Source organism: Lutibacter sp. Hel_I_33_5 (assembly GCF_007827455.1).
Classification (GTDB): domain Bacteria; phylum Bacteroidota; class Bacteroidia; order Flavobacteriales; family Flavobacteriaceae; genus Polaribacter.
On record NZ_VISM01000001.1, the window covers coordinates 1,982,336 to 2,005,336 of the forward strand.

Annotated in this window: 16 protein-coding genes; 3 read left to right on the plus strand and 13 right to left on the minus strand. The window is 30.3% G+C overall.

Annotation, left to right across the window (positions count from 1 at the left end):
* Nucleotide 1: 1 nt before the first annotated feature.
* Together fabF and OD91_RS08870 are read right to left on the minus strand one after the other, a co-directional pair.
* Nucleotides 2-1,255: a beta-ketoacyl-ACP synthase II gene (gene fabF, locus OD91_RS08865; protein ID WP_144896031.1), complete on the minus strand. Its 1,254-nt coding sequence runs from the start codon at nucleotides 1,253-1,255 to the stop codon at nucleotides 2-4.
* A gap of 7 nt (nucleotides 1,256-1,262) precedes the next feature.
* On the minus strand, nucleotides 1,263-1,499 hold the full coding sequence (locus OD91_RS08870) for an acyl carrier protein (protein ID WP_144896032.1): 237 nt from the start codon (nucleotides 1,497-1,499) through the stop codon (nucleotides 1,263-1,265).
* Nucleotides 1,500-1,676: 177 nt separating this feature from the next.
* On the opposite strand from OD91_RS08870, the gene OD91_RS08875 reads away from it, so the two are divergent.
* Both OD91_RS08875 and OD91_RS08880 read left to right on the plus strand, forming a co-directional pair.
* Nucleotides 1,677-2,246: a phosphoribosylglycinamide formyltransferase gene (locus OD91_RS08875; protein ID WP_144896033.1), complete on the plus strand. Its 570-nt coding sequence runs from the start codon at nucleotides 1,677-1,679 to the stop codon at nucleotides 2,244-2,246.
* On the plus strand, nucleotides 2,239-2,874 hold the full coding sequence (locus OD91_RS08880) for a viroplasmin family protein (RefSeq protein ID WP_144896034.1): 636 nt from the start codon (nucleotides 2,239-2,241) through the stop codon (nucleotides 2,872-2,874). The genes OD91_RS08875 and OD91_RS08880 overlap by 8 nt, the downstream gene beginning before the upstream one ends.
* A gap of 120 nt (nucleotides 2,875-2,994) precedes the next feature.
* Here the strand turns inward: OD91_RS08880 and OD91_RS08885 are convergent, their stop codons facing one another.
* From OD91_RS08885 to OD91_RS08935, 11 genes are all read right to left on the minus strand, one after another.
* On the minus strand, nucleotides 2,995-5,073 hold the full coding sequence (locus OD91_RS08885; RefSeq protein ID WP_144896035.1) for a gliding motility protein RemB: 2,079 nt from the start codon (nucleotides 5,071-5,073) through the stop codon (nucleotides 2,995-2,997).
* Nucleotides 5,073-5,645, minus strand: a complete 573-nt coding sequence (locus OD91_RS08890; protein WP_144896036.1) for an acyltransferase — start codon at nucleotides 5,643-5,645, stop codon at nucleotides 5,073-5,075. Before OD91_RS08890 ends, OD91_RS08885 begins: the two co-directional genes overlap by 1 nt.
* 91 nt (nucleotides 5,646-5,736) lie before the next feature.
* Nucleotides 5,737-5,964: an energy transducer TonB gene (locus tag OD91_RS08895; protein ID WP_144896037.1), complete on the minus strand. Its 228-nt coding sequence runs from the start codon at nucleotides 5,962-5,964 to the stop codon at nucleotides 5,737-5,739.
* A gap of 102 nt (nucleotides 5,965-6,066) precedes the next feature.
* Entirely contained in the window at nucleotides 6,067-6,474 is a 408-nt protein-coding gene (locus OD91_RS08900; RefSeq protein ID WP_144896038.1) for a hypothetical protein, read from the minus strand.
* A gap of 99 nt (nucleotides 6,475-6,573) precedes the next feature.
* Nucleotides 6,574-7,293, minus strand: coding sequence for an energy transducer TonB (locus OD91_RS08905; protein ID WP_144896039.1), 720 nt, complete (start codon nucleotides 7,291-7,293; stop codon nucleotides 6,574-6,576).
* Between the two features lie 64 nt (nucleotides 7,294-7,357).
* On the minus strand, nucleotides 7,358-7,720 hold the full coding sequence (locus OD91_RS08910; RefSeq protein ID WP_255513220.1) for a VanZ family protein: 363 nt from the start codon (nucleotides 7,718-7,720) through the stop codon (nucleotides 7,358-7,360).
* Nucleotides 7,710-8,090 (minus strand): glycine cleavage system protein GcvH, encoded by a 381-nt coding sequence (gene gcvH / locus OD91_RS08915; RefSeq protein WP_144896041.1) that lies wholly within the window; start codon nucleotides 8,088-8,090, stop codon nucleotides 7,710-7,712. The genes OD91_RS08910 and gcvH overlap by 11 nt, the downstream gene beginning before the upstream one ends.
* A gap of 17 nt (nucleotides 8,091-8,107) precedes the next feature.
* On the minus strand, nucleotides 8,108-15,244 hold the full coding sequence (sprA, locus tag OD91_RS08920; RefSeq protein ID WP_255513222.1) for a cell surface protein SprA: 7,137 nt from the start codon (nucleotides 15,242-15,244) through the stop codon (nucleotides 8,108-8,110).
* 47 nt (nucleotides 15,245-15,291) lie between these two features.
* Nucleotides 15,292-15,873, minus strand: coding sequence for a Holliday junction branch migration protein RuvA (gene ruvA / locus OD91_RS08925; RefSeq protein ID WP_144896043.1), 582 nt, complete (start codon nucleotides 15,871-15,873; stop codon nucleotides 15,292-15,294).
* A gap of 30 nt (nucleotides 15,874-15,903) precedes the next feature.
* Nucleotides 15,904-18,183: an NADP-dependent malic enzyme gene (locus OD91_RS08930; RefSeq protein ID WP_144896044.1), complete on the minus strand. Its 2,280-nt coding sequence runs from the start codon at nucleotides 18,181-18,183 to the stop codon at nucleotides 15,904-15,906.
* Between the two features lie 79 nt (nucleotides 18,184-18,262).
* Nucleotides 18,263-19,999, minus strand: coding sequence for a M48 family metallopeptidase (locus OD91_RS08935; protein ID WP_144896045.1), 1,737 nt, complete (start codon nucleotides 19,997-19,999; stop codon nucleotides 18,263-18,265).
* Nucleotides 20,000-20,483: 484 nt separating this feature from the next.
* Here OD91_RS08935 and OD91_RS08940 point away from each other — a divergent pair, with 484 nt between their 5' ends.
* Nucleotides 20,484-22,943, plus strand: a complete 2,460-nt coding sequence (locus tag OD91_RS08940) for a DUF5686 and carboxypeptidase regulatory-like domain-containing protein (RefSeq protein ID WP_144896046.1) — start codon at nucleotides 20,484-20,486, stop codon at nucleotides 22,941-22,943.
* Nucleotides 22,944-23,001 lie beyond the last annotated feature (58 nt).

The window sequence follows — 23,001 nt, forward strand, 5'->3', positions numbered from 1 at the left end:
GTTATTCCTCTAATTTTTTAAAGGCTACACAAGCATTATGTCCTCCAAAACCAAAAGTATTACTCATAGCAATGTTAACTTCTCGCTTTTGAGCTTTATTTAACGTAAGGTTTAAATCTGGATTGATTTTTTCATCAATAGTAGCATGATTAATTGTTGGTGGAATAATTCCATGTTTCATAGCTAAAATGGAAGCAATAGATTCAATTGCACCAGCAGCACCCAACAAATGACCTGTCATTGATTTTGTAGAGTTTATATTGATATTCTTTGCGTGATCTCCAAAAACTTCAGAAATAGCTTTTAATTCTGCTACATCACCTAATGGTGTCGAAGTTCCATGTGTATTAATATGATCTACATCTTCTGGATTAATTCCAGCGTTTTCTAAACAGTTTTTCATCACAGCAATTACACCTATTCCTTCTGGATGTGGTGCGGTAATATGATGTGCATCAGAAGACATTCCGCCTCCAATAACTTCTGCATAGATTTTTGCACCTCGTGCTTTTGCGTGCTCGTATTCTTCTAAAATAATAGCACCTGCACCTTCACCTAAAACAAAACCATCACGTTCTGCATCAAAAGGTCTTGATGCCGTTTCTGGACTTTCATTTCTTGTTGATAAAGCTTGTAAGGCATTAAAACCACCGATTCCTGAAATGGCAACCGCAGCTTCCGAGCCACCAGTTACAATAACATCACAATGTCCTAATCTAATATAATTTAGCGCATCAATCATTGCATTTGCAGATGATGCACAAGCAGATACGGTAGTAAAGTTAGGCCCCATAAATCCATTTTTTATAGAAATATGTCCTGGCGCTATATCTGCAATCATTTTTGGAATAAAGAAAGGGTTAAATCTTGGTGTTCCGTCTCCAGCACCATAATTTATAGCTTCGTTCTGAAAAGTTTCTAATCCACCAATTCCTGCTCCCCAAATTACGCCTACTCGTAATTTATTAAGTTTGTCTAAATCAAACTCAGCATCAGCAATTGCTTCATCGGAAGCAACAACAGCATACTGCGTAAATTTATCCATTTTACGAGCTTCTTTCCTGTGAATAAAATCATTCACAGTAAAGTTTTTAACTTCACATGCAAAACGAGTCTTGAACTTGGTAGCATCAAAATGTGTAATTGGTGCAGACCCGCTAACTCCGTTAACTAAGTTATTCCAATATTCTTCAATATTGTTACCAATTGGTGTTAATGCACCAAGTCCAGTGACTACAACTCGTTTTAATTGCATATAAATATTACTTTTTTGCTTCTTCTATATAGCTAACTGCTTGACCAACAGTTCCAATATTTTCTGCTTGATCGTCTGGAATTTGAATATCAAATTCTTTTTCGAATTCCATAATTAACTCAACAGTATCTAAAGAATCTGCTCCTAAATCGTTAGTGAAGCTAGCTTCTGAAGTTACTTCGTTATCGTCTACTCCTAGTTTGTCTACGATAATCGCTTTTACTCTTGATGCAATGTCTGACATAATTTTCTAATTTTTAAATTTAAAATCGAGGCAAAAATACCAATTTTATCAATTTAATCTAGTATTTACTCGAAAAATGAATCCCAATGTAAAGAAAAATGTTTAATCTTTCTTCTTAGAACCCATTATTGTTAATAATAATTCTTTTTTTTGTACCCATAAAATAGTTTGAAAAATATGAAACGTATTGTGATTTTTGCTTCTGGTTCTGGCACCAATGCTGAAAATATTATTAAGTACTTTCAATCATCTGAAACTATTCTGGTTACCAAAGTGCTAACTAACAATGAACATGCCAAAGTTATAGATAAGTGTAAAAATCTAAAAATCAATCATTTACATTTTGACAAAAATGCATTTTCAATTACTGACAGCGTACTAAACCTATTAAAAACAGAGGCTGATTACATAATACTTGCAGGGTTTTTATGGAAAATACCATCAAAAATAGTAGAAGCTTTCCCTAATAAAATCATTAATATTCATCCTGCGTTGTTACCTAATTATGGTGGAAAAGGAATGTATGGAATGAATGTTCATAAAGCGGTAAAAAAGAATAATGATAAAGAATCTGGTATCACAATTCATTATGTAAATGAAAATTATGATGAAGGCGCAATTATTTTTCAAGCAAAAACATCTATTTATGCAAATGATACTCCAGAAGATATTGCAAAAAAAATTCACAAATTAGAGTATAAGTACTTTCCAAAAATTATTGAAAAAGTAATTTTAAAAAATGGCTAAAAAAAAGTTTTATGTAGTTTGGAAGGGTCGTAAAAAAGGAGTTTTTACGTCTTGGAATGATTGCAAAAAACAAATAGATGGTTTTGAAGGTGCCCAATACAAATCTTTTATAAATAAGAAAGAAGCAGAAGATGCTCTTAAAAAAAACTACATCGATTATAAAGGGAAAAACACAAAGAAAGTAACACTAACTGCTACAGAAAAAGCTGCATATGGTTCTCCTATTTTAGAAAGTATATCTGTTGATGCTGCTTGTGCAGGAAACCCTGGTAAAATGGAGTATAGAGGTGTTTTAACCCATAACAAAAAACAAATTTTTATTAAAGGACCTTTTAAAAAAGGTACTAATAATATTGGTGAGTTTTTAGCTTTAGTGCACGGAATTGCCTTATTAAAAAGTAAAAACAATACTTCAACTCCTATTTATTCCGATTCAAAAATTGCCATGAGTTGGGTAAAAAAGAAACAATGTAGGACTAATATTGTCTTTGATGCTTCCAACAAAGATTTATTGGAATTGATAAAAAGAGCTGAAAAATGGCTCAACGAAAATACATACACAAATCCAATTTTGAAATGGGAAACAAAAGCTTGGGGAGAAATTCCTGCAGATTTTGGTAGAAAATAAAAACCCACTTTAATTAAATAAAGTGGGAAATTGCTATGAAAAAGAAAAAGAATGTGGTTAATAAATTAACCACACTCAAAGATACTTTTTATTTTTTATAAAAAAAAGTCTTTACAATTCTTAAAAGTCAAAATACCAATTAAATAATTCTGCTCTTAATCCAACTGTAAACCAAAGATTATTTCCTGGTGTTATTCTGGCTAAAGCAATATCTGATGTTAACTTTCTATAAGAAAGCCCAGAAAATAAACTTAAACCATTAGCTGGATTTAAAAGATAATTTACTTGTGTATCAATATGTAATATTATTGCTGTATTTCCTTGTGCTAAAGAGTTATTGGTATCGCTAAACCTATTATCATAAGATTGATAAATATTTCCACCATAACTTACTGTTTCATCTAAATCAAATCCTTTTTTTCCTAAAATAACCTTTCCGAAACCACTCCATCTATCTTTCTTATAACGAGCTATTCCAATAACTTCCCAGAAGTTTGAACCCCATAAATGACCTAGTGGTTGACTATAATGTGCGTAATTTAAAACTGGACTTCTATGCGCAAAAGTATAAGGTCTAGCGGTATTAAATTCCCCTTGTAAAAATAAATTCTCTACACCAAAAGCATCAAAATATTTTGCTCCAAATTGAAGCGCAAACTTATTTCTCCAATCTGATAAATTTCCTAAGTTTCCAACGGAAAATTCATCAATAACTAATTGAGAATATAAAGAAATATTATCGTTTAACTTATATTTAGTTGTTAATCCTACCATTGCATTTCCAGAATCTTCACCTCTATTAAACTCAACAGCTCGGTAAAAAATTATTGGATTTAAAAACCCTGCATCAAATCCATTTTGTCCAGCAGAAATAGCCGTTTCAAATAATCCGATATTCAACCTATCAGTAATATTAATACTTAAATAATGTGCAGCAATATATTTTCGTGCGTGTTCATTATTTATTACAGCTGGCGCCCTTACATCTCTTCCCCAAAGCCAAACGTTTGTATACTGAAACTTCCAGAAATCTACCTTCATTTTTAAATATAATGATGGTGCGCTAACATCTGATAGTAAAAAAGATCGATATCCATCACCTATAAAATTCTTTCCGTGTCCAAACTGGAAATTCATATATTTTGTTGGTGTAAAGGATAAATATCCTTCTGCAACAGGGTAATCAAATGCATCTGCTTTAAAACCTTTAGCTTTTCCTCTTCCTGGAACTAAACCTTCAGAAAAAGCTGGTTTAAAAAGTCCTGATTTATTACCTATATAATTATTAACATATTCAGCAAATCGTCCTTGACTTTCATAAATCGTTGCAGAAAATGAAAAATTATTACCAAAACCTCCATTAGCATTAAATACTCTTGTATTATTAAATGTATAGGCAACATTAGAATTATCTTTTCCTAATTGTACGTCTAATAATGCATCAATTGTAAACCAATAATCTTGATGTTTTATCTGCAATAAGTGTTCGTTCCATAATTTTTTACCCCACCAAGAATTCATTTCGGGTTTTAAAAATTGCCTTTTCTCGGCTGCAATATCAAAATGTTTTGAAATTTCACTATATAAATAGGGTTTTGAAGCTGTATGTGTTCCACTAGATTTATGTAAAGCAAATTCATAATCTACATATTTCTGATGTACAAACGGAATATTCAATTGACTGTTAACTTGTAGAAATATAGAATCTGTTTCTATACTAGTATCAACAACCTCTCTAATATCTTTTTTTTCCGATTGATAATTTGTTGTTGTTTCTACTTCGTCTTCGGTTACAACTTTGACTGAATTTTCTGAATATGGAAATACAAGCGGTAATGCAAACCTCATTTCTATATTATGATTATTATAAGTTGCTGGTTGTATTTCTGGAAATCTTTTAAAGGTTCTTTTTAATTCTGTCTTTAGTTCTTTATAAGGTGAATTTGCATAGATATAATTAAAAGTTCCGTCTGAATTTACTAGAAAAATAACATTGACAACTCCACGATAATTTTCATTTAATAAAATTGGTGGCACAATAAATTCTGAGAAAAAAGTTTCTTTAGTTTGTTTTAAAAAACAATTTTTTAATGCAGTTTGTGATGAACCTCTACAAGCATCAAAAACAGGAAATTTTTCTGATTGACTATAAGAAACCAGTGTAAAAAATAACACTAAAAAAAGACATAATTTTTTCATTATAACTTACTTACTTTTTCTTCTATTAATTGATATGTATCTTTTGATTCTGGGCAAATTGCCATTCCTTTTTCATCAAATTCTAACCGATGCCCATATTCACTTATCCAACCAATTTGCTTTGATGGATTTCCAACAACGAGCGCAAATGGTTTTACTTCTTTTACTACTACGGCTCCTGCACCTATAAATGCATATTCTCCAATATCATTTCCGCAAACAATAGTTGCATTTGCACCAATACTTGCGCCTTTTTTTACTTTTGTTTTTAAATATTGATCTCTTCTTTTGATAGCACTTCTAGGATTGATAACATTTGTAAAAACCATTGATGGTCCTAAAAAAACATCATCCTCACAAATAACGCCTGTATAAATTGATACGTTATTCTGAACTTTAACATTATTTCCTAAAACTACTTCTGGAGAAACCACTACATTCTGACCAATATTGCAATTTTCTCCAATCACACAATTAGACATAATATGACTAAAATGCCAGATTTTTGTTCCGTTTTTTATGGTGCAATTATCATCTATAACTGCTGTTTCATGCGCAAAATAATCGTTCATTACCAATCAAAAAGATTTAGCGTGAAAATACAATTATTTATTGATTTAGAAAGGTAAATGAAAAACCCAACTTAAAAAGTTGGGTTTATAATTATTGAATCATAAAAGTAATTGGAAGATTGTATTTTACTTTTACTGGTTTTGTTTGCATTTTTCCGGGAGTAAACTTAGGAAATAATTGAACTAGTTTTTTAGCTTCTTTCTTTAATTTTATATGTGGTGCTCTTACTTTTACATCGACCACATTTCCTTGTTTATCAATTATAAATTCTGTTTGTATTCTATATTTTCCTGATGCTAAACCTAGGTTTTCTGCCATTTCTATATTAAACTTTCTTTGAATATGTTTTTTTACTTTTTTATCGAAACATTTTTTGTTTTCTATTTCCGATAAACCTTCGCAGCCTTTATATATTGGTGTTTACTCTACTAACATATAAGGGATATCATTATCAATAACAGGCGGCTCAATTATTTCTACTATGTCATCAGCATTAATTATTTCTGGAATATCATTATCGGTAGGTATATCAATAATATCTTCAAATTTAATATCATCTCCTTTTGTTATTATATCTAAAATTTGAGGTTTTATTTTTTTAGGCTTAGTTACTTTTGGGTTATCTGTTTTAATAATTATAGGGTTATCTATAGGAATAAAATCTTCTTTGTGAATCCTTTCAGAAATAGTAGGAGAAATCTGTTTAAATAATGTTTTATGCTCTAGGGTAACATACACTATAAAAAGAGCTAATACTAGTCCTAACTGCATAAAAACAGCAGAATACTTTTCTAATTGTTTTCTTTGATACTTTTTTTTTGCTTTCATAATTATATTTTTTTAATGTTAAAATTATGTTAATCCAAAAAGTATGCCAATAAAAAAACCCAACCGTTAGGTTGGGTTTCGTATATGTTTTAACGAAATTTATTCTACAATTAAAGTAAAAGGAATTGCGTATTTAACTCCTACTGGTTTTCCACGTTGTTTCCCTGGTGTCATTTTTGGTAGTTTATTCATCACCTTAAGAACTTCTTTCTTAATTTTTGGGTGTGGTGCTCTAGCCATAATGTTAGTTACTTTTCCACTTCTATCAATTACAAATTGTATAGAAACTCTTTTTCTTCCTGGTGATAATCCTAATTCATTAGGTAACTCAGCATCAAATTTTCTAGTAAAGTGCTTTTGTACTTTTTTACTAAAACATTTTCTAAGCTCTGTATTACTTCCTTTACATCCTGGAAAAACTGGTACATTTTCAATAACCATAAAGTTTACATCTCCAACAATTTCTTCTTCTTCTTCTTCTTCTACAATGTCTTCAACCTCAACAGCTTCCGTTTCATCAGTTTCAGTAGATTCAATTACTGTTTCTTCAACTTCTTTTTCATCCTCAACAACTTCAATTTTTTCTGGAGCTGGTGGTGGTGGAGTTTTTGGTTTTGGTTGTTCTATACGCTCCGTGATTGGAATTTCTTCCTCTAATTCATCAGACATATTTGCCATTCCTAAGTCACCAAAAGTTCTATCATAGGTTTTTTGCTCAATGGCTGCATAGGTTACAAATAACGCTAGGACTAAACCAATTTGCATAAAAATCTTACTGTAGTTCTCCAAATTAGATTTTGGATTTTTCTTTATTTCCATCCTAAAAAGTTTTTAATAGTTTGCTAATTTAATTAAATTATTGTGTTTTAAACAAACGATATTGTTAATTAACTAATTTTTTTTGAAAAAACTTGTTAAAAATCAATAAAGCTATCAATACTCCTATAGAATTTGCAATCATATCTTTCCAGTCTGCTGTTCTATATGAAGTTAAAGTTCCTTGAAGAACCTCAAGAAGTATGCCATAAGAAATACACAGAAAAAAAACAGTTTTCTTAAGAGAATTATTTTTTGTTTTTAAATGAATTGTACAGAACCAACATATAGCAAGTACAAAATATGCTATTATATGTTCAATTTTATCTAAATATGTAAATTTGATAGATGGTTGATGAATCTTTACTAAACTTAATACTGCAATTAAAATAGTAATTGCAATAGAAAAGTATACAATACTACCCTTCAATAAGCTTTTTATATGCTTCTGCATCAATTAAATCATCTATTTGTGATGTATCAGAAATTTTCACTTTTATCATCCAACCTTTACCGTAAGGATCTGTATTTACTGATTCTGGTTCATCTTCTAATTCTTCATTAAATTCGATTACTTCTCCTGTTAACGGCATAAATAAATCAGACACTGTTTTTACTGCTTCTACAGAGCCAAAAACTTCTCCTTCTTCAACAGTATCATCTAGTGTATCAACATCTACATAAACAATATCACCCAATTCACTTTGTGCAAAGTCTGTAATACCAATTGTTGCTACATCATCTTCAATAAGAATCCATTCGTGGTCTTTTGTGTATTTTAATTCTGATGGAATATTCATCTTAATCTATTATTTTGTTAGTTTCCTAAGTTATAAATTATATTAAATCCTGCGTTTATCGATTGTCTAGGGAATGTTGTTGAAATAGCATACTTAGACGATTGATGGTTGTAATAAAACGATGCGGTTAAATTACTATTTAATCTGTAATCTGCTGTAAATTTTATTGAAAATAAATTTTGCCCACCACTTACTTGATTATTGTCTAAATCAACCGAACGTATCAAGGTAATATTATCTCTTAATGAAACATCTGCGCGTAAATTAATATCTCCTTTTAATGTTTCTTTTTTCCCAGTAAATCGTGTACTAAATTTAACGTCTTTAATAACATAACCAACTCCAAAAACATATTCTGTCCCTTTGATATCTGTTAATGTACTATTATTAAAATTTAATGTTAACGCTCTATCTCTTTTGATTTCTCCTCTTAATGAAATTGAATTTTTCATTTTCATATCCACTTTAATTAATGGCGAAAATTCATCAATTAAACTTACTGAAGAAATTAGTAATTCTGGCTCAAAATCTCCCGCAGCATTTTTTACTGGTTGATTATTAGTATCTAAACCGTATTGTAAATTATTAGTAAAACTTGCTACTGTATAAGATGATTTATAACCATGAGACACTACAAAAGTGCTAAAGTTTTTCTTAAACCATTTAAATTTCATGAATCCATTATAACGTAATGTCCAGTTTGGAATTGGTATATTCTTAAATAAACCAGTACTAACAGAATTTGGACTGTCGCCAGAGTAAGCAGCAACAAATGCTGGCATTAATACTTGTTGACTATTTGCTCCAAATCCTTTTATTGTTCCATCAATAGCATCAACATTATTAGGATCGTTTATATCGATTCCATTTTCTACAGCTAATCTTGAAGATAAAGCAACTCTATTATCTTTCATTTTCTGAAACAAAACATCCGAATCAGAAAAAACAGTTGATAGCATAGAATAACTAGTACTAAAGTTTCCGGTTTCTAATCCAGGAATACTTCTGTCTATTACTCCATTTAAATTACTTGGATCGCTATAATCTTTAATAATATCTAGTTGTTGAGATAAATCTCTTGTTTTAATTCTATTGGCTCTTAAATCGATATTTAAATCTCTTACAGGTTTTACAGTTAGATTATAATCAAACTTATTATAATGTGTTCTACTGTACGTTTTATTAAAATAAGCATTAGCGATTGGATCTGCCGTAGAAATTGTATCTCTCGGCGTAATTAACCAACCATTTTGTAAGGCTGTATTTCTGATATCTACTTGACTACCAAAAGCAAAACTTGTACTTGGTCCACCTAAGAAACCAAATTGCTCTCCGTAACCAGGTAAAAACTGTCCGTTATTTTCAGAATAACTCAGTTTTGCAGTTTTTACAGATGTAATAACATCATACAATCCTTTTAAAATTTTTGCTCCAGTTTTTTGCTTTTTCTTTACTCCTGTTTTTGCTTTACCTGGTACAGATGGTAAACCAGGTGTTTTTGGTGCTGTCTTTTTAGAACGCTTAGTCAGTAATTTATCTAAACCAATAGTTTTATAAAACTTAGAAAAGTTAATATTTGCGTTTAAATTATGTGTGTTTGCATTTTGTACAACATTCCCGATTTTATCAGAGATAGAAGTATCTTGAGAGGATGCTTCCCAATTAAAATCAGCGGTATACCCATAATCAGCAGTTAAAAAACCTAAATAAGGAATCTTATTTAAAGGTAATTTATAAGTAGCATTTAACTTTTGATTATACCTATTTGCATTCCCTGTATTAAAGAAATTATCAAATATTTCTAACTCTTCTCCACTTCCAAATGCATCATAGATATAACTATTAGTCGCATTAAAGTTAAACTGTAATGATTTTGTTAAATCAAAACCAATAGCATAATCCCAATCAAATAAAAATCTTCGTTGCGCCAATCTTGGTTGTGCCGCTAATCCTTGAATTAAATTTCTTGACCGTTGCGCTGTAAAATTTCTATTAATAGTAGAATTTACTGCAAAGGTTTTTGGAAAAGGATTTACATTAATATCTCTAATAAACTTCCAATATTTTCCTTTAAAAAAGTCTGACTTTTTAAACGGTTCATACGATTTTGCTGGAAAACTAAAATTATAAGATGCCGATGCACGAACACTCTTGTTTTCGTAACGTTCTATATTGTAATCTCTATGTTCTTCTTTATTAAATGCATAAGAAACCGACACATTTTCTACATCATAAAACTTAGGTTTTTTAGATGAGTTCGGATTTCTATTCTTTTTAACATTATTAAAACTAATACTTGTTCTTTTAGTATAATCACTAGAAAATTTACTGTTTGGGTTTTGATCTATTGCATCTTCTAATTTTACATCTTGGTATTGTGGATCAAATTTTGGGTTGATAAATTCTTCACCAATACTATAATTCATAGGTAATTGAATACCCCATTTTTTTGGCGTAAACATTTTTCCTAAATTTAAACTAGTATTAACAGTATATTGTTTTGTTTCGTCTAAACTACGTTGCTGTACTCTATCTTCTACATTTCCAAAACCTATGGTTTGCATTCTACCAGATAATGAAACATTAGCAACATCTGCAAAGTTTGCATCAGCATTAATTACTGCTGCCCAACCACCTTTGTTATCAAAACCAACAGACCTCAACTCATTAAACCAAACTTCTGCACTTTTAGTTTGTGACGAACGGTTTTTTACTCCTAACATAATTGTTCTTAATTGTGCTAAGGTTGGATTTCCTTTCACTTTAATAACAACTCCTGAAGGATCTGTATTATTTATTGAAGTATAGAGTTCATTTGGCAATAAACCCAAACCATCTCTTTCTAATTTTACTTTACCTAACTCTTCTAGTGCAGCATCTAAATTATTAGCTTCTGGCCAAACTTCTAGTGGAGATAAACTTCCTGAAGATTTTTGAAGTGGAATTTCTAATTGATAAAAGTTATCATTTAAATCAGTTCCTAAACGTATAATAGCAAGTAAATCAGTATTATCAACATTAGAATTTAAGATTTCTTCCATATGCACAAACATTTTTAATTGCTTGTATCTACGTAAATCTACACTAATGTTTTTGTAAATAGCTCTAATACCATCAGACGGTAAATCTTTTACTTTTAAAGAAACCGATTGTTCATTTTGTTGTTGTATCGTTGTTGTTCCTTGTAATTGTTCTCTAACAATTCCAGGAGGTAATACATACCTGTTTTCATTTTGTTCAATATTAACAACACCTACTTCAAAATCATTTAATTCTGGTTGTGTTAATTCTCTATCAGGATCAATGTTTTCATCTAAAGTTCTAGTGTAACGTCTCCAATCTCCTCTAACCAAACCTAATTCTCCAAAACGTAAAACAACTGGCATTTTAAAATTCGTCATAAACATTCTTATAAAACGAATGCTATTAAAATCTGAAACGCCATTTACTGGAGTTCCACTTCTTACAGGTACTCTAAATTGATACCATTTTGTGTTTTGAGTTCCTCCGTTTTCTAAAGTAACAGTGGTTGTTTTTTCATCAACAACAAAATTTCTTCCTACCACCAAATCACTTTTATTCATAGAGATTTTATATTCAAAATAACTCTCTACGGTATTCATGGTTTGATCTCTGTTGATGTCTTCTACATCTGGATATGTATTTGCTGATGTTGGAAACGCCTCTGGTGATTGATTTGATGTTGGCGAATTCCCTTGTGTATTATTAAACTTTTTATAACGCTTTAAGATTGAAGCATTTTCATTATCTAATTCAGTTCCTCTAAAAAACTGGTAATTATCATTAGATGGATCGTTTTGATCTAACCTAGAAAAATTCGGAATTAATGGATGATTCTGATATTTATTAATTTCTTCCGTATCATTTAAACCATCAAAACCAACATCTTGATTCACTCTTGCAGCATCATCTTCATCAAAAGCATAAACTATAGATTGATTTATTGGTACAAATCCCCATTTAAGATTATCATTAAAATCTTTAGGCTCTAATACATTTAATTTATCAATTTTATTACCATCAGCAGGTAATCCGTTTTCATACATTTTAAATCCATCTCTATTGATGTCTTCAGATACATTTCCTAAATTAATATATAAATCTCCTACTTGATTTGTTTGATCTTGTGGATTAACGCCAGGTCGTAAACCTTCTTCTTCTGTAATTGAATAATTTTCATATGGATCCATAATCCAAAACTGAATATATTCTACGTTTGCTTGATCGAAGTTATTAGTATTTAACGGGCGCATAATTCCACCCCATTGATCTTGCGGATTTAAAAAGTTACCGTTTCCATCAACTGTGTTATTTCTAGTATCAAAATTATAAGAACCTCTTTCACTTGGAAAATATGCTAAATCTAAGGTTCTAACTAACGTATTTTGAGTGATATCTAATTGTGTATTTGGAAATAATTCTTGGAAACTAATTTGTCTTGTTTCTGCTCTAGATAATTCATCTGCATCAACACTATTTGGTGTTTGTCCAGCACCATAAAATATCTGATCTACGCTATACCAAGCCAATCTAGATCGTTTAAAATTATAGCTTAAATCGTTACTTGCTCCATTATAAGTATTTGCTTGATTTTGTGGTGTACTTGCATTATACCATTGTAATGGCGACAATAAACTTATAGGAATTTGAGATGCTTCAAAATCATCTACATATGAAGTTGCTGCACCGGCTACATCAATACCGCTTGGACTCCCAGGAATTAAATATGCCATATCTGCTTTTACAGATATTTTAGACTCAACTTCGGTATCTACAAAAGGTAATTTATTTGCCCATTTAGTAAAGATTGGCATGTCTCTAGAAAAGTCTAAATTCAAACCTAAAATCGTATTATCTATAGGTTCTGCACCAAAATTAACTTTAGGTGTTATTGGTCTTTCATTTACATTTAAAAATGTACCTCCAACAACTAAATTATCTGAGAATTTATGCTCAACATCAATTCCGAAAAATGTTTTTCTTTGTTGATTAAAAATTGAATTATTCTCTGTAGAAACATTAATAGGTATTCCAGATGATTGTAATCCTGGATCAATAATTTGAACTCTTCCTAATTGATAATCTACCACATAATCAACACCTTCTACTAATTGACGTCCGCCAGCGGTTACTTTTACCGAACCTCTAGGAACATTAAATGCTCCAATAGGAATTCCGCCAGAATTTTCTGATTTAAAATATCCTTTTAATAAATATTTATCTTTATTCTGAAAATTGTTTTTTACGTTAATTTTTGTGTTTAAATATAGTTCGTTAAACAAATATTTTTTCTTGTCATCTGGAGTAGTTAATTGACTATCTAAATCTTCTCCAAAAGGTTCTGGTTCAGGAAAAATTACATATCCGTTTTGAGAATTTACAGTAATTCCTTCAACATAATCAAAAAATCCATCAGCAGTTTTAAACTGACTTTGATCTAATTGATCTAATCCAAAAACTTGTATTAATGGATCAATCGATAAATTAGGTGTTGTAGCATTTTGCAAGGTATTAGATGGAATACCTGTTTCATCATCTCTATATTGAATTTCAAACCGAAAACCTTCTTGTGTTAGCGGAAAAGCGCCTAATGCATATACGTTTTTCATCATTAATTTCCATGTTGGAAATGCTACATCAACACCACCTACTTCTCTTTTGGTTTGTAAAATTTCACTACGTAATAACTTTACTGCTAAATTATCTGGAGCCTGAATTCCATCATTAGAAAATTCACCAACTTTAAAAGAAGTATTTCCTCCTGAAGCACCAACAACGGTATATTCATAAGAAACAGCTAAAACTTCACCATCATTTAATCTTCTGTTTAACGAAATAAATCCTAGTTGCGGGTTTAACGTAAACTCATCTTGCTCTAATTTTCTTGCATTTTGTAGCAAAGAATAATCTGTTCCTTGTTGCATTTGAAAAGCTCCAAGATCTAATGTTTGACTTACTGAAGAAACATCTCGTATTCCACCTGACTGTACTAATAATGTTGATAGATTATTTGCTTCGTTTGCAGGTAAATTATTTGCTCCTACTCTTGGTGGATTTGTCGCTTGAATAGAACCGTTTGTACTTACTAAATTAACATTTTTAGACTCACCAATATCTGCAAAGGCAACAATACTTCTAAAATCTTCTACACTTGCATTTCTATTAGTAATCCAAACTTCAATTCTTGTAATATTTATAGGACTGTTTATTAACGGATATTGACTTAAGGCCTGCTTGTAATTTTCTCTAAAATATTGACCAAGAAAAAAGTGTCGGTCATTATCGTAATCTGTTGCTCTAATTTCAAAAGGTTGAATAGATGCTCCCGCTTCTGCAGTTACAGTTTTACTTTCTGAGTTTTGCTGAGAAAATACTGCCGTAATATTTGTATTTCCAAACTTTAATTGGGTTTTTACACCAAATAAACTTTGCGCTCCGTTTATTAACGAATTCTTAATTGGCATTGCAACATTACCAGCTTCAAATCCTTGCAGAATATCATCTTCTGTTGGCGTAAATTCTACTTTTACTAAATTTTGAAAATCAAACGTAGATTGCGTATCGTAATTTGCAGTAAAAGTTAATCGTTTTCCAACTTTAGCCTGAATACTTGCATTAATTTGTTGATCAAAATCAAACGTAAAACTACTTCTGTTTTCTTCTGATAGCTGTGGATTATCAGTATTCTGATAAATAAACCCAAGTTTTAAATTTAAATTTCCAGTTGGTGTAACTTTTATCGTATTTCCACCAAAAATAGATTCAAAAAAATCTGAATTTACATAATAGGTTGGTAATAAATTTCTTTGTGCAGCTTTAGATCCTTTTTTCTTACTATTTGTTGCGCTTACTTTAGATTTATAATAATCTAACATGTCTCGTTGAAGACGATACTTTCCGTATTCTCTAGGTGACATAAAAATAGGGTTACGTGCATAGTAATCTCCTATTTTTTCCACCAATACATATTTGTTTAAGTTCTTGTCAAATATGATGTCATACTTCGCTGGATCTTTTAAAAATAAGCCACCATTCTGAGCATGTTTAAAGTTATACTTTAATTTTATGGTATCTTTTTTTACTGCTAGTGTATCTTTTTTAGCATCTGCTTGTGAGAATGCAAATGTAGTCACCAAAAAGGCGCATATTAAAAATATGTGTTTTAAAAATTTACTCAATTTTATAAATTCTTTAATGCTAGTTTAATCAGCTGTTCTACTGTTGCACCTGCGTTTTCTTTTAAAATAGTTGTAATTACTTTATCAGATTGCTTTCTTGCAAACCCTAAAACTTCTAAAGCAGATAACGCTTCTTCTTTGTTTGTATTGCTTGCAGACACAGAAACTTCATCAAAATCAAAGGTTTTTAAGATTTTATCTTTTAAATCTACAATAACACGTTGGGCTGTTTTAGCCCCGATTCCTTTTACAGATTGAATAACAGCAACGTTTTCCGACGCAATTGCTTGTTGAATTTCTTCTGAAGTCATAGAAGATAACATCGTTCTTGCAATACTTGGACCAACACCCGAAACAGAAATTAAAAATTTAAAAATTTCTCTTTCTGTTTTATTAATAAATCCGAAAAGTGTGTGTGCATCTTCTCTTATTGATAAATGTGTGTATAATAAAACTGCTTCAGTATCTGGTAAACTAGAAAAAGTATTTAACGATATATGTAGTAAATATCCAACACCATTACAATCAACAACTGCATACGTTGGATTTTTTTCTACCAGCTTCCCCCTAACCTGTGTAATCATCTATTTATTTTAAGCGCACTAATGTAACAATTATTTACTTCTTTTTTCTCTTTCTTGCGCATCAACTACTGCTAACGCCGCCATATTTACCATTTCATCTACACTTGCTCCTAATTGCAATACGTGAACGGCTTTACTTAATCCTAAAATAACAGGTCCAATAGACTCTGCTTTATTCACTTCTTTTAAAAGTTTATAAGTAATGTTTGCTGATTCTAAGTTGGGGAAAATCAACGCATTTACTTTTTTACCATTTAATTTAGAAAACGGAAATTCCTTCGCTAACATTTCTGAATTTAAGGCAAAATCTGCTTGAATTTCACCATCTATAACCACTTTCGGAAAATGTCTATGAATATATGAAACTGCTTCTCTAATCTTTTTTGAAGTTTCAGTATTTGAAGATCCAAAATTAGAAAACGATAACATGGCAATGTTTGGTTTCATCCCAAACATAGAAACTAATTTAGATGTTAACTGTGATATTTTTGCTAAATCTTTAGCTGTAGGATTAATATTAATCGTAGTATCTGCTAAAAATAAAGGCCCCTGCTTTGTTAACATTATATTTGCCGCAGCAACTTTAGAAACACCTTTGTCTTTTTCAATTAGCTCTAAAATTGGCTTTACCACTGTTGGATACGGTCTAGAATACCCAGTAATTAATGCATCTGCTTCACCCTCATTAACCATCATTGCTGCAAAATAATTTCGCTCTCGCATTAATTTTTTTGCTTCAGATAAAGTTCTTCCTTTTCGTTGACGTCTTTTCCAATAAGCTTCTCCAAAACGATCTCTACGCTCGTTTTCTTCATCAGTTTTTGGATCGATAATAGGCACATTCGCTGTAAAACCTATTTCTTCTTTTAATTCTTGAATTAATTCTTTTCTTCCCAATAAAATTGGTTTTCCAAGTTTTTCATCATGTATTCTTTGGGCAGCTTTTAACACATCTAAATGATCTGCTTCTGCAAACACAACTCTTTTTGGTTTTCTTTTTGCTCTATTATGAATTAATCTAATTTCTTTACTTCCCGAACCAGAACGTTCCATTAATTCTTCTCGGTACTTTTTCCAATCAGTTATTGGCTCTAACGCAACTCCAGAATCCATTGCTGCTTTTGCAATTGCTGGTGGAATTTCATAGATTAACCTTGGATCAAAAGGTTTTGGAATGATATATTCTTTTCCGAATGATAAACTTACCTCATCATACACAATATTGACTTGTTCTGGTACCGATTTTTTAGCTAAATCTGCTAATGCATGTACAGCAGCCATCTTCATTTCTTCATTAATCTTAGTAGCTCTAACATCTAAAGCACCTCTAAAAATAAACGGAAATCCAAGAACATTGTTTACTTGGTTAGGATGATCTGATCTTCCAGTTGCCATTATAATATCCTCTCTTGTATCTATGGCTAAATCATAGGTTATTTCTGGGTCTGGATTTGCCATTGCAAACACAATTGGATCTTTTGCCATAGATAATAACATCTTAGGCGTTACTACATCTGCAGCTGATAATCCAATAAAAACATCTGCATTATGCATTGCCTCCTCTAATGTGTTTAAGTCTTGATTAGTAGCAAATTCTGCTTTTTGAGACGTTAAGTTATCCCTATCTTTTCTAATCACACCTTTGCTATCACACATAACGATGTTCTCTAGTTTTGCACCTAATTTCACATATAATCTGGTACAAGAAATAGCGGCAGCTCCAGCTCCATTAACAACTATTTTAACTTTAGAAATACTTTTTTCAGTAATTTCAATGGCATTTTTTAGTGCAGCAGCAGAAATAATTGCTGTTCCGTGCTGATCATCATGCATTACAGGAATATCTAACTCTTCTTTCAGCCTTCTTTCTATTTCAAAAGCCTCAGGAGCTTTAATATCTTCCAAATTAATTCCGCCAAAAGTTGGTGCAATTGCTTTAACAGTTTCCACAAATTTATCTACATCTGTTGCATCAACTTCAATATCAAAAACATCAATATCTGCAAAAATTTTGAAAAGCAATCCTTTTCCTTCCATCACAGGTTTTGAAGCTTCAGGACCAATGTTACCAAGTCCTAAAACAGCTGTTCCGTTAGAAATTACAGCAACTAAATTTCCTTTAGAAGTGTATTTGTAAACGTTGTTTTTATCTTTTGCTATTTCTAGACATGGTTCTGCAACACCTGGTGAATACGCCAAAGCCAAATCATGCTGAGTCGCATATTTTTTTGTAGGTACAACCTCAATTTTACCTGGTTTTGGTTTTGCGTGATATAGTAATGCTTCGCTTCTTTGTCTAGATTTGCTCATAAATTATTATTTCTAAGAGCCAACAAATATAATGTTATTCAATGAAAAGCAAACATTAATAAAGAAGCGTTTACTAACTTTAAAGTTTAATTAATTGAACTTTATCGTAGGTATTATTAAGTTTAAATAATTTAATTTTTTGACTTTGATTTGGTTTACTCCAATTGTAATATGTAGTTACCTTAAAGTATGTTGGTACTACTTTTTTATTTCCGTAATACTGTAAGTTTATTAACCAGTTTCCTTTATTTAATTCATCAATATAAAACTCTTTACTAGAAAATCCTTTGGTTTTTTCTTTATTAATAAGTTCTTGATTATCGGTTAAGGTATGTTGAAACTTAAACACCCTTTTGTCTGGATTTACAAATTCTATATCAAATTCTGCTTCAGAAGTATTCCATTCAAATACTAATCTTACATCTTTACTAAACTCTTTTACATCTTTATTTTTAGGAATAAAAGCTCTTTTTATTCCTGCTTGATTTTTTCTATTAAAAAACATCCACTCCATTTCGTTATAGATTGTTTCTCCAATACCTTCATCATTTGTGTCGTTGCCTTTTAACACATAACTCATATACAATCTCCAAGCTTTACTATACTGATCATTATCTATATATGCATTCGATAAGTCTCTAACAGACTGTGCATACTTAGGTCGTAATCTATAAGTTTTCTCATACAATTTAATTGCATCTCTTTTTAAACCAAGATCTTGCATTTGGTATGCTATTGCTTTTAAAATTTCTGGATTTTTTTGATATTTCTCAGTTAAGTTATTAAATATCAAATAACCCGTTTGTGGATCTTTAAAATGCTTAATAAATTTTTCTGCAACACCTAATTGAATATTAAAGTCAACCTTATCTTCTAATTCTTCTAAATAATATTTTTTTGCAGCCACTTTATCTTTAAATGTCAACAACTTGGTTTCGTATTTACTCAAAGTAGTTACATCGCCTGAAACCGCATCATCTTCATAAAAATTTTGATTTCTATATTTTTCTGCTACTTTCTCTTGTGCGGCTTTCGGGTTATAATTTCCTAATGAAGTTTTTATAACGATTACACCTCCAGCTCCTAAAGTTCCATATTTGTTGGTGGCAGAAAGACCTTTTAATGCATAGACGTTACTTATTTGGTCTAAATCTAATGCAACTGGCGGGTCACTTGTAAAAACTCCATCTACTTCCCATGCTACTGGTATAACATTATTAATAGACATACCAACACCCCTCATAAATGCTTTTTCTGTTACTTGATCGTAGACATATCCAGGTATCTTTCCATTTAATGCTTGTTGGATATTTGAATATAAACTTCCAATTTTTTTACCATCTACAAAAGAAACTGCATACCCGGCTTTTTTAGCGCTAAATTTTCCTCTCGAAGTAGAAAATTCTTTTTCTGCATTTAAACTATTATTATAACCCTCTCTACCAGAAGTTGATTTACCTTTTATAATAACCTCGTCTAATTTATTATTCTTAGGAACAAGATTGATAATTAATTCAGAAGTAATGTCTTCTACTAATATTTTAATTGTCTTAAAAGAAACATGACTATATTTAATTGATTCTCCAATTTTAGCCTCTATACTATAATTACCTTTGTTATCAGATTTTACAATTCTATTGGTATTTTCAATAAGAATATTTACATCTGATATTGGAGAACCTTGATACAAGGTTTTTCCATAGACAGTTCGCTCAGTAGATTGTGAAAATCCATGTTGAACAATATTAAAATAACTAATAAAAAGTATAGAAAATAATATAGCAGTCTTAATCTGTGGGGTTTTAAATAATTTCATTTTTCATTTTTTTTTTGCAAAACAAAGAAAACATCTTTTATTAAAATAATAAGTTAAAAAAAATAAAAAAATTACTATTTTGTTAAAAATTTAACATTTCTGGTTAGCGTCTTAAATGTTGTTCTTATTACTGCCGATTTATTAAAAACTCTATCAAAAATTTCTTCTATAATTTCTAATCAATTATTTTTTGGTTGAAAAAAATGTTTCATGGTGCAATTTTAAAAATCAATTCCAAGGACAAATATCTCCAGTTTTCTATTCATGATACTTCTTCTTCTAAAAAAACTGCTTTGTAAATTCGACAATCTAAAAAAAACCTAACCTTTTGGCTTGCTTTTTGATTAAATTGGAATATTATACTTAATATTTCAAATAGAAATGAAAAATTAAATTTAAGACTTTATTGTATCTTGTTTAACAAAATTTAAAGAATGCTTTTTCTTAGATAAAGTATGTTTGCAAATTATCAACCAAACCAGTTATGAAAAAAATCACTTTACTTTTTTGTATCCTTAATTCTTTTCTGACCTTTTCTCAAGTAAAGGGAAAAGTGACCGATACAAAAAATAAATCTTTATCCTTTGTTAATATTTATTTAGAAAATTCTTTAACAGGAACTTCTTCCAATGATAATGGCGAATATCTATTAGCAATTAACAAAAAAGGAAAACATACTATTGTTTTTCAATTCTTAGGATATAAAACCTTTAAAAAAACGATTAATATTCAAAAATTTCCGCATCAATTAAATGTAAAATTAGAGGAAGAGCAAATGATGTTGGATGAAATCTCAATCACTTCAGGAGAAAACCCAGCCATTAAAATTATTAGAAACGTCATTTCATCAAAAGAAAAAAACACCAATAATTTATCGAAATATACAGCAGATTTTTATTCTCGAGGGTTGTTTAAAATAAAAGATGCTCCAAAGAAAATATTGGGACAAGAATTGGGTGATTTAGGTGGCGGATTAGATTCTACCAGAAGTGGAATCATCTATCTTTCTGAAACAGTTTCTAAAATTACCTCGCTAAAAAAACCAAAGAAATTTAAAGAGATTATTGTTGCTTCTAAAGTAAGTGGAAGAGATAATGGTATTTCTTTTAATCAGGCTGCAGAAGTGAATTTTAACTTATATGAAAATCAAGTTCTGATTGCAGAATCTAAACTTTTTTCTCCAATTTCTGATTATGCTTTTTCATATTACAACTATAAATTGACAGGTAGTTTTTATGATAAAGAAAAACGATTAATCAATAAAATTGAATTAATTCCTAAACGAAAAAATGATCGGGTTTTTGGAGGTTTTTTATATGTTGTTGAAGATTCTTGGGCAATTTACGGATCAGATCTAACTGCAACAGGAGCGCAAATTGGAAATCCTGGAATTGATGTTTTACATATTAAACAAAATTATAATTTTGATCATAAAACAACTTCCTGGCCACTTATTTTACAAACCATCGATTTTAAAGTTGGGGCTTTAGGATTTTATTTAAATGGTCGGTTTTCGGCAGCATATTCAAACTATAATTTTAACCCAACTTTTACAGATAAAACTTTTGGAAACGAAATTTTAGCTTTCGAAGAAAATGCTACTAAAAAAGATGCTGCGTATTGGAATAATTTACGATCTGTTCCACTAACTAAAGAAGAAACGAACGATTATAAATTAAAAGACAGTATAAAAACAATTCGAAAGTCTAAAAAATATTTAGATTCTGTTGATAGTAAGAGAAATCGATTTAAAATTACCTCACCTATTTTAGGCTACACCAAAAGAAATACATTTGAAAAAAAATGGTTTAATTATAGTGGTATTATAGACAACTTAGGTTTTAATACAGTTCAAGGATTTAACACAACCGTGAATTTTAATTTCTTTAAACGTAAAAATGACAAAGGAAATTGGTGGACAATTGGCTCAGACATCGGCTACGGTTTGTCTGACAAAAAAATTAGACCTGTTCTATATTTCACAAAAAAATGGAACAGTATTACGAAAGATAGATTAGGTATTTCTGGCGGAAATACAATTCAACAATTTGATGCTAGAAATCCTATCTCAAATAGAGATAATAGTATTTATTCGGTATTCTATAAACGAAACTTTGCTAAGTTTTATGAAAAGACTTTTGCTAAAATTTATTTTTCTAAAGATATCGCCAATGGTGTTTATCTGTATTCTTCATTAGAATACGCTAATAGAAAACCGTTAACTAACACTACCGATTATTCTTTTTTTAAAAAAGATAGAGTTTATCAAACAAATAATCCATTAAATCCTATAAGTACTGCAGCTATCTTTAATCCTCATAAAATAATTACTGCCGAAGTTTCTACACGAATAAATTTTGGAAACAAATACTTGAGCTACCCAAATTTTAGAGCCAATATTAGCAACACTAAATATCCAATATTAATTTTGGGATATAGAAAGGCTTTTGGAACAAGTAATTCAAACTTAAATCATGATATTGTATTTACAAGAATTTACCAAAATGTTTCTTTAAGTAATTTTGGTGAGTTTAAATACAACACCCGTGGAGGCATCTTTTTACAACAAAAAAATATTGCATTTATGGATTATTATCATCCGTTAGGAAATGAAATAGATTTTGCACCAGAAAATAGAATGAGCAGCTTTAATTTATTGCCTTATTATACATTTAGTACCAATGATAAATATGCAGAAATGCATGTAGGGCATAATTTTAAAGGGTTTATTTTAGGGAAAGTTCCGCTACTAAATAAACTGAATTTTCATGTAGTTGGTGGAACAAAAGCATTATTTTCTGGTGGAAGAAAACCCTATACGGAATATTCAATTGGAATAGATAATATTGGCTGGGGAAAATGGCGTTTTCTAAGAGTAGATTATGTGCGTTCTAATTTTGGAGGCGTTAAAAATGATGGGTTCTTATTTGGAATTAGTTTGTAGTACTAATTTAGCTTGTTTCTAAGCGAAAAAATCTCGAACTTCGCTAACTCCGAATCTA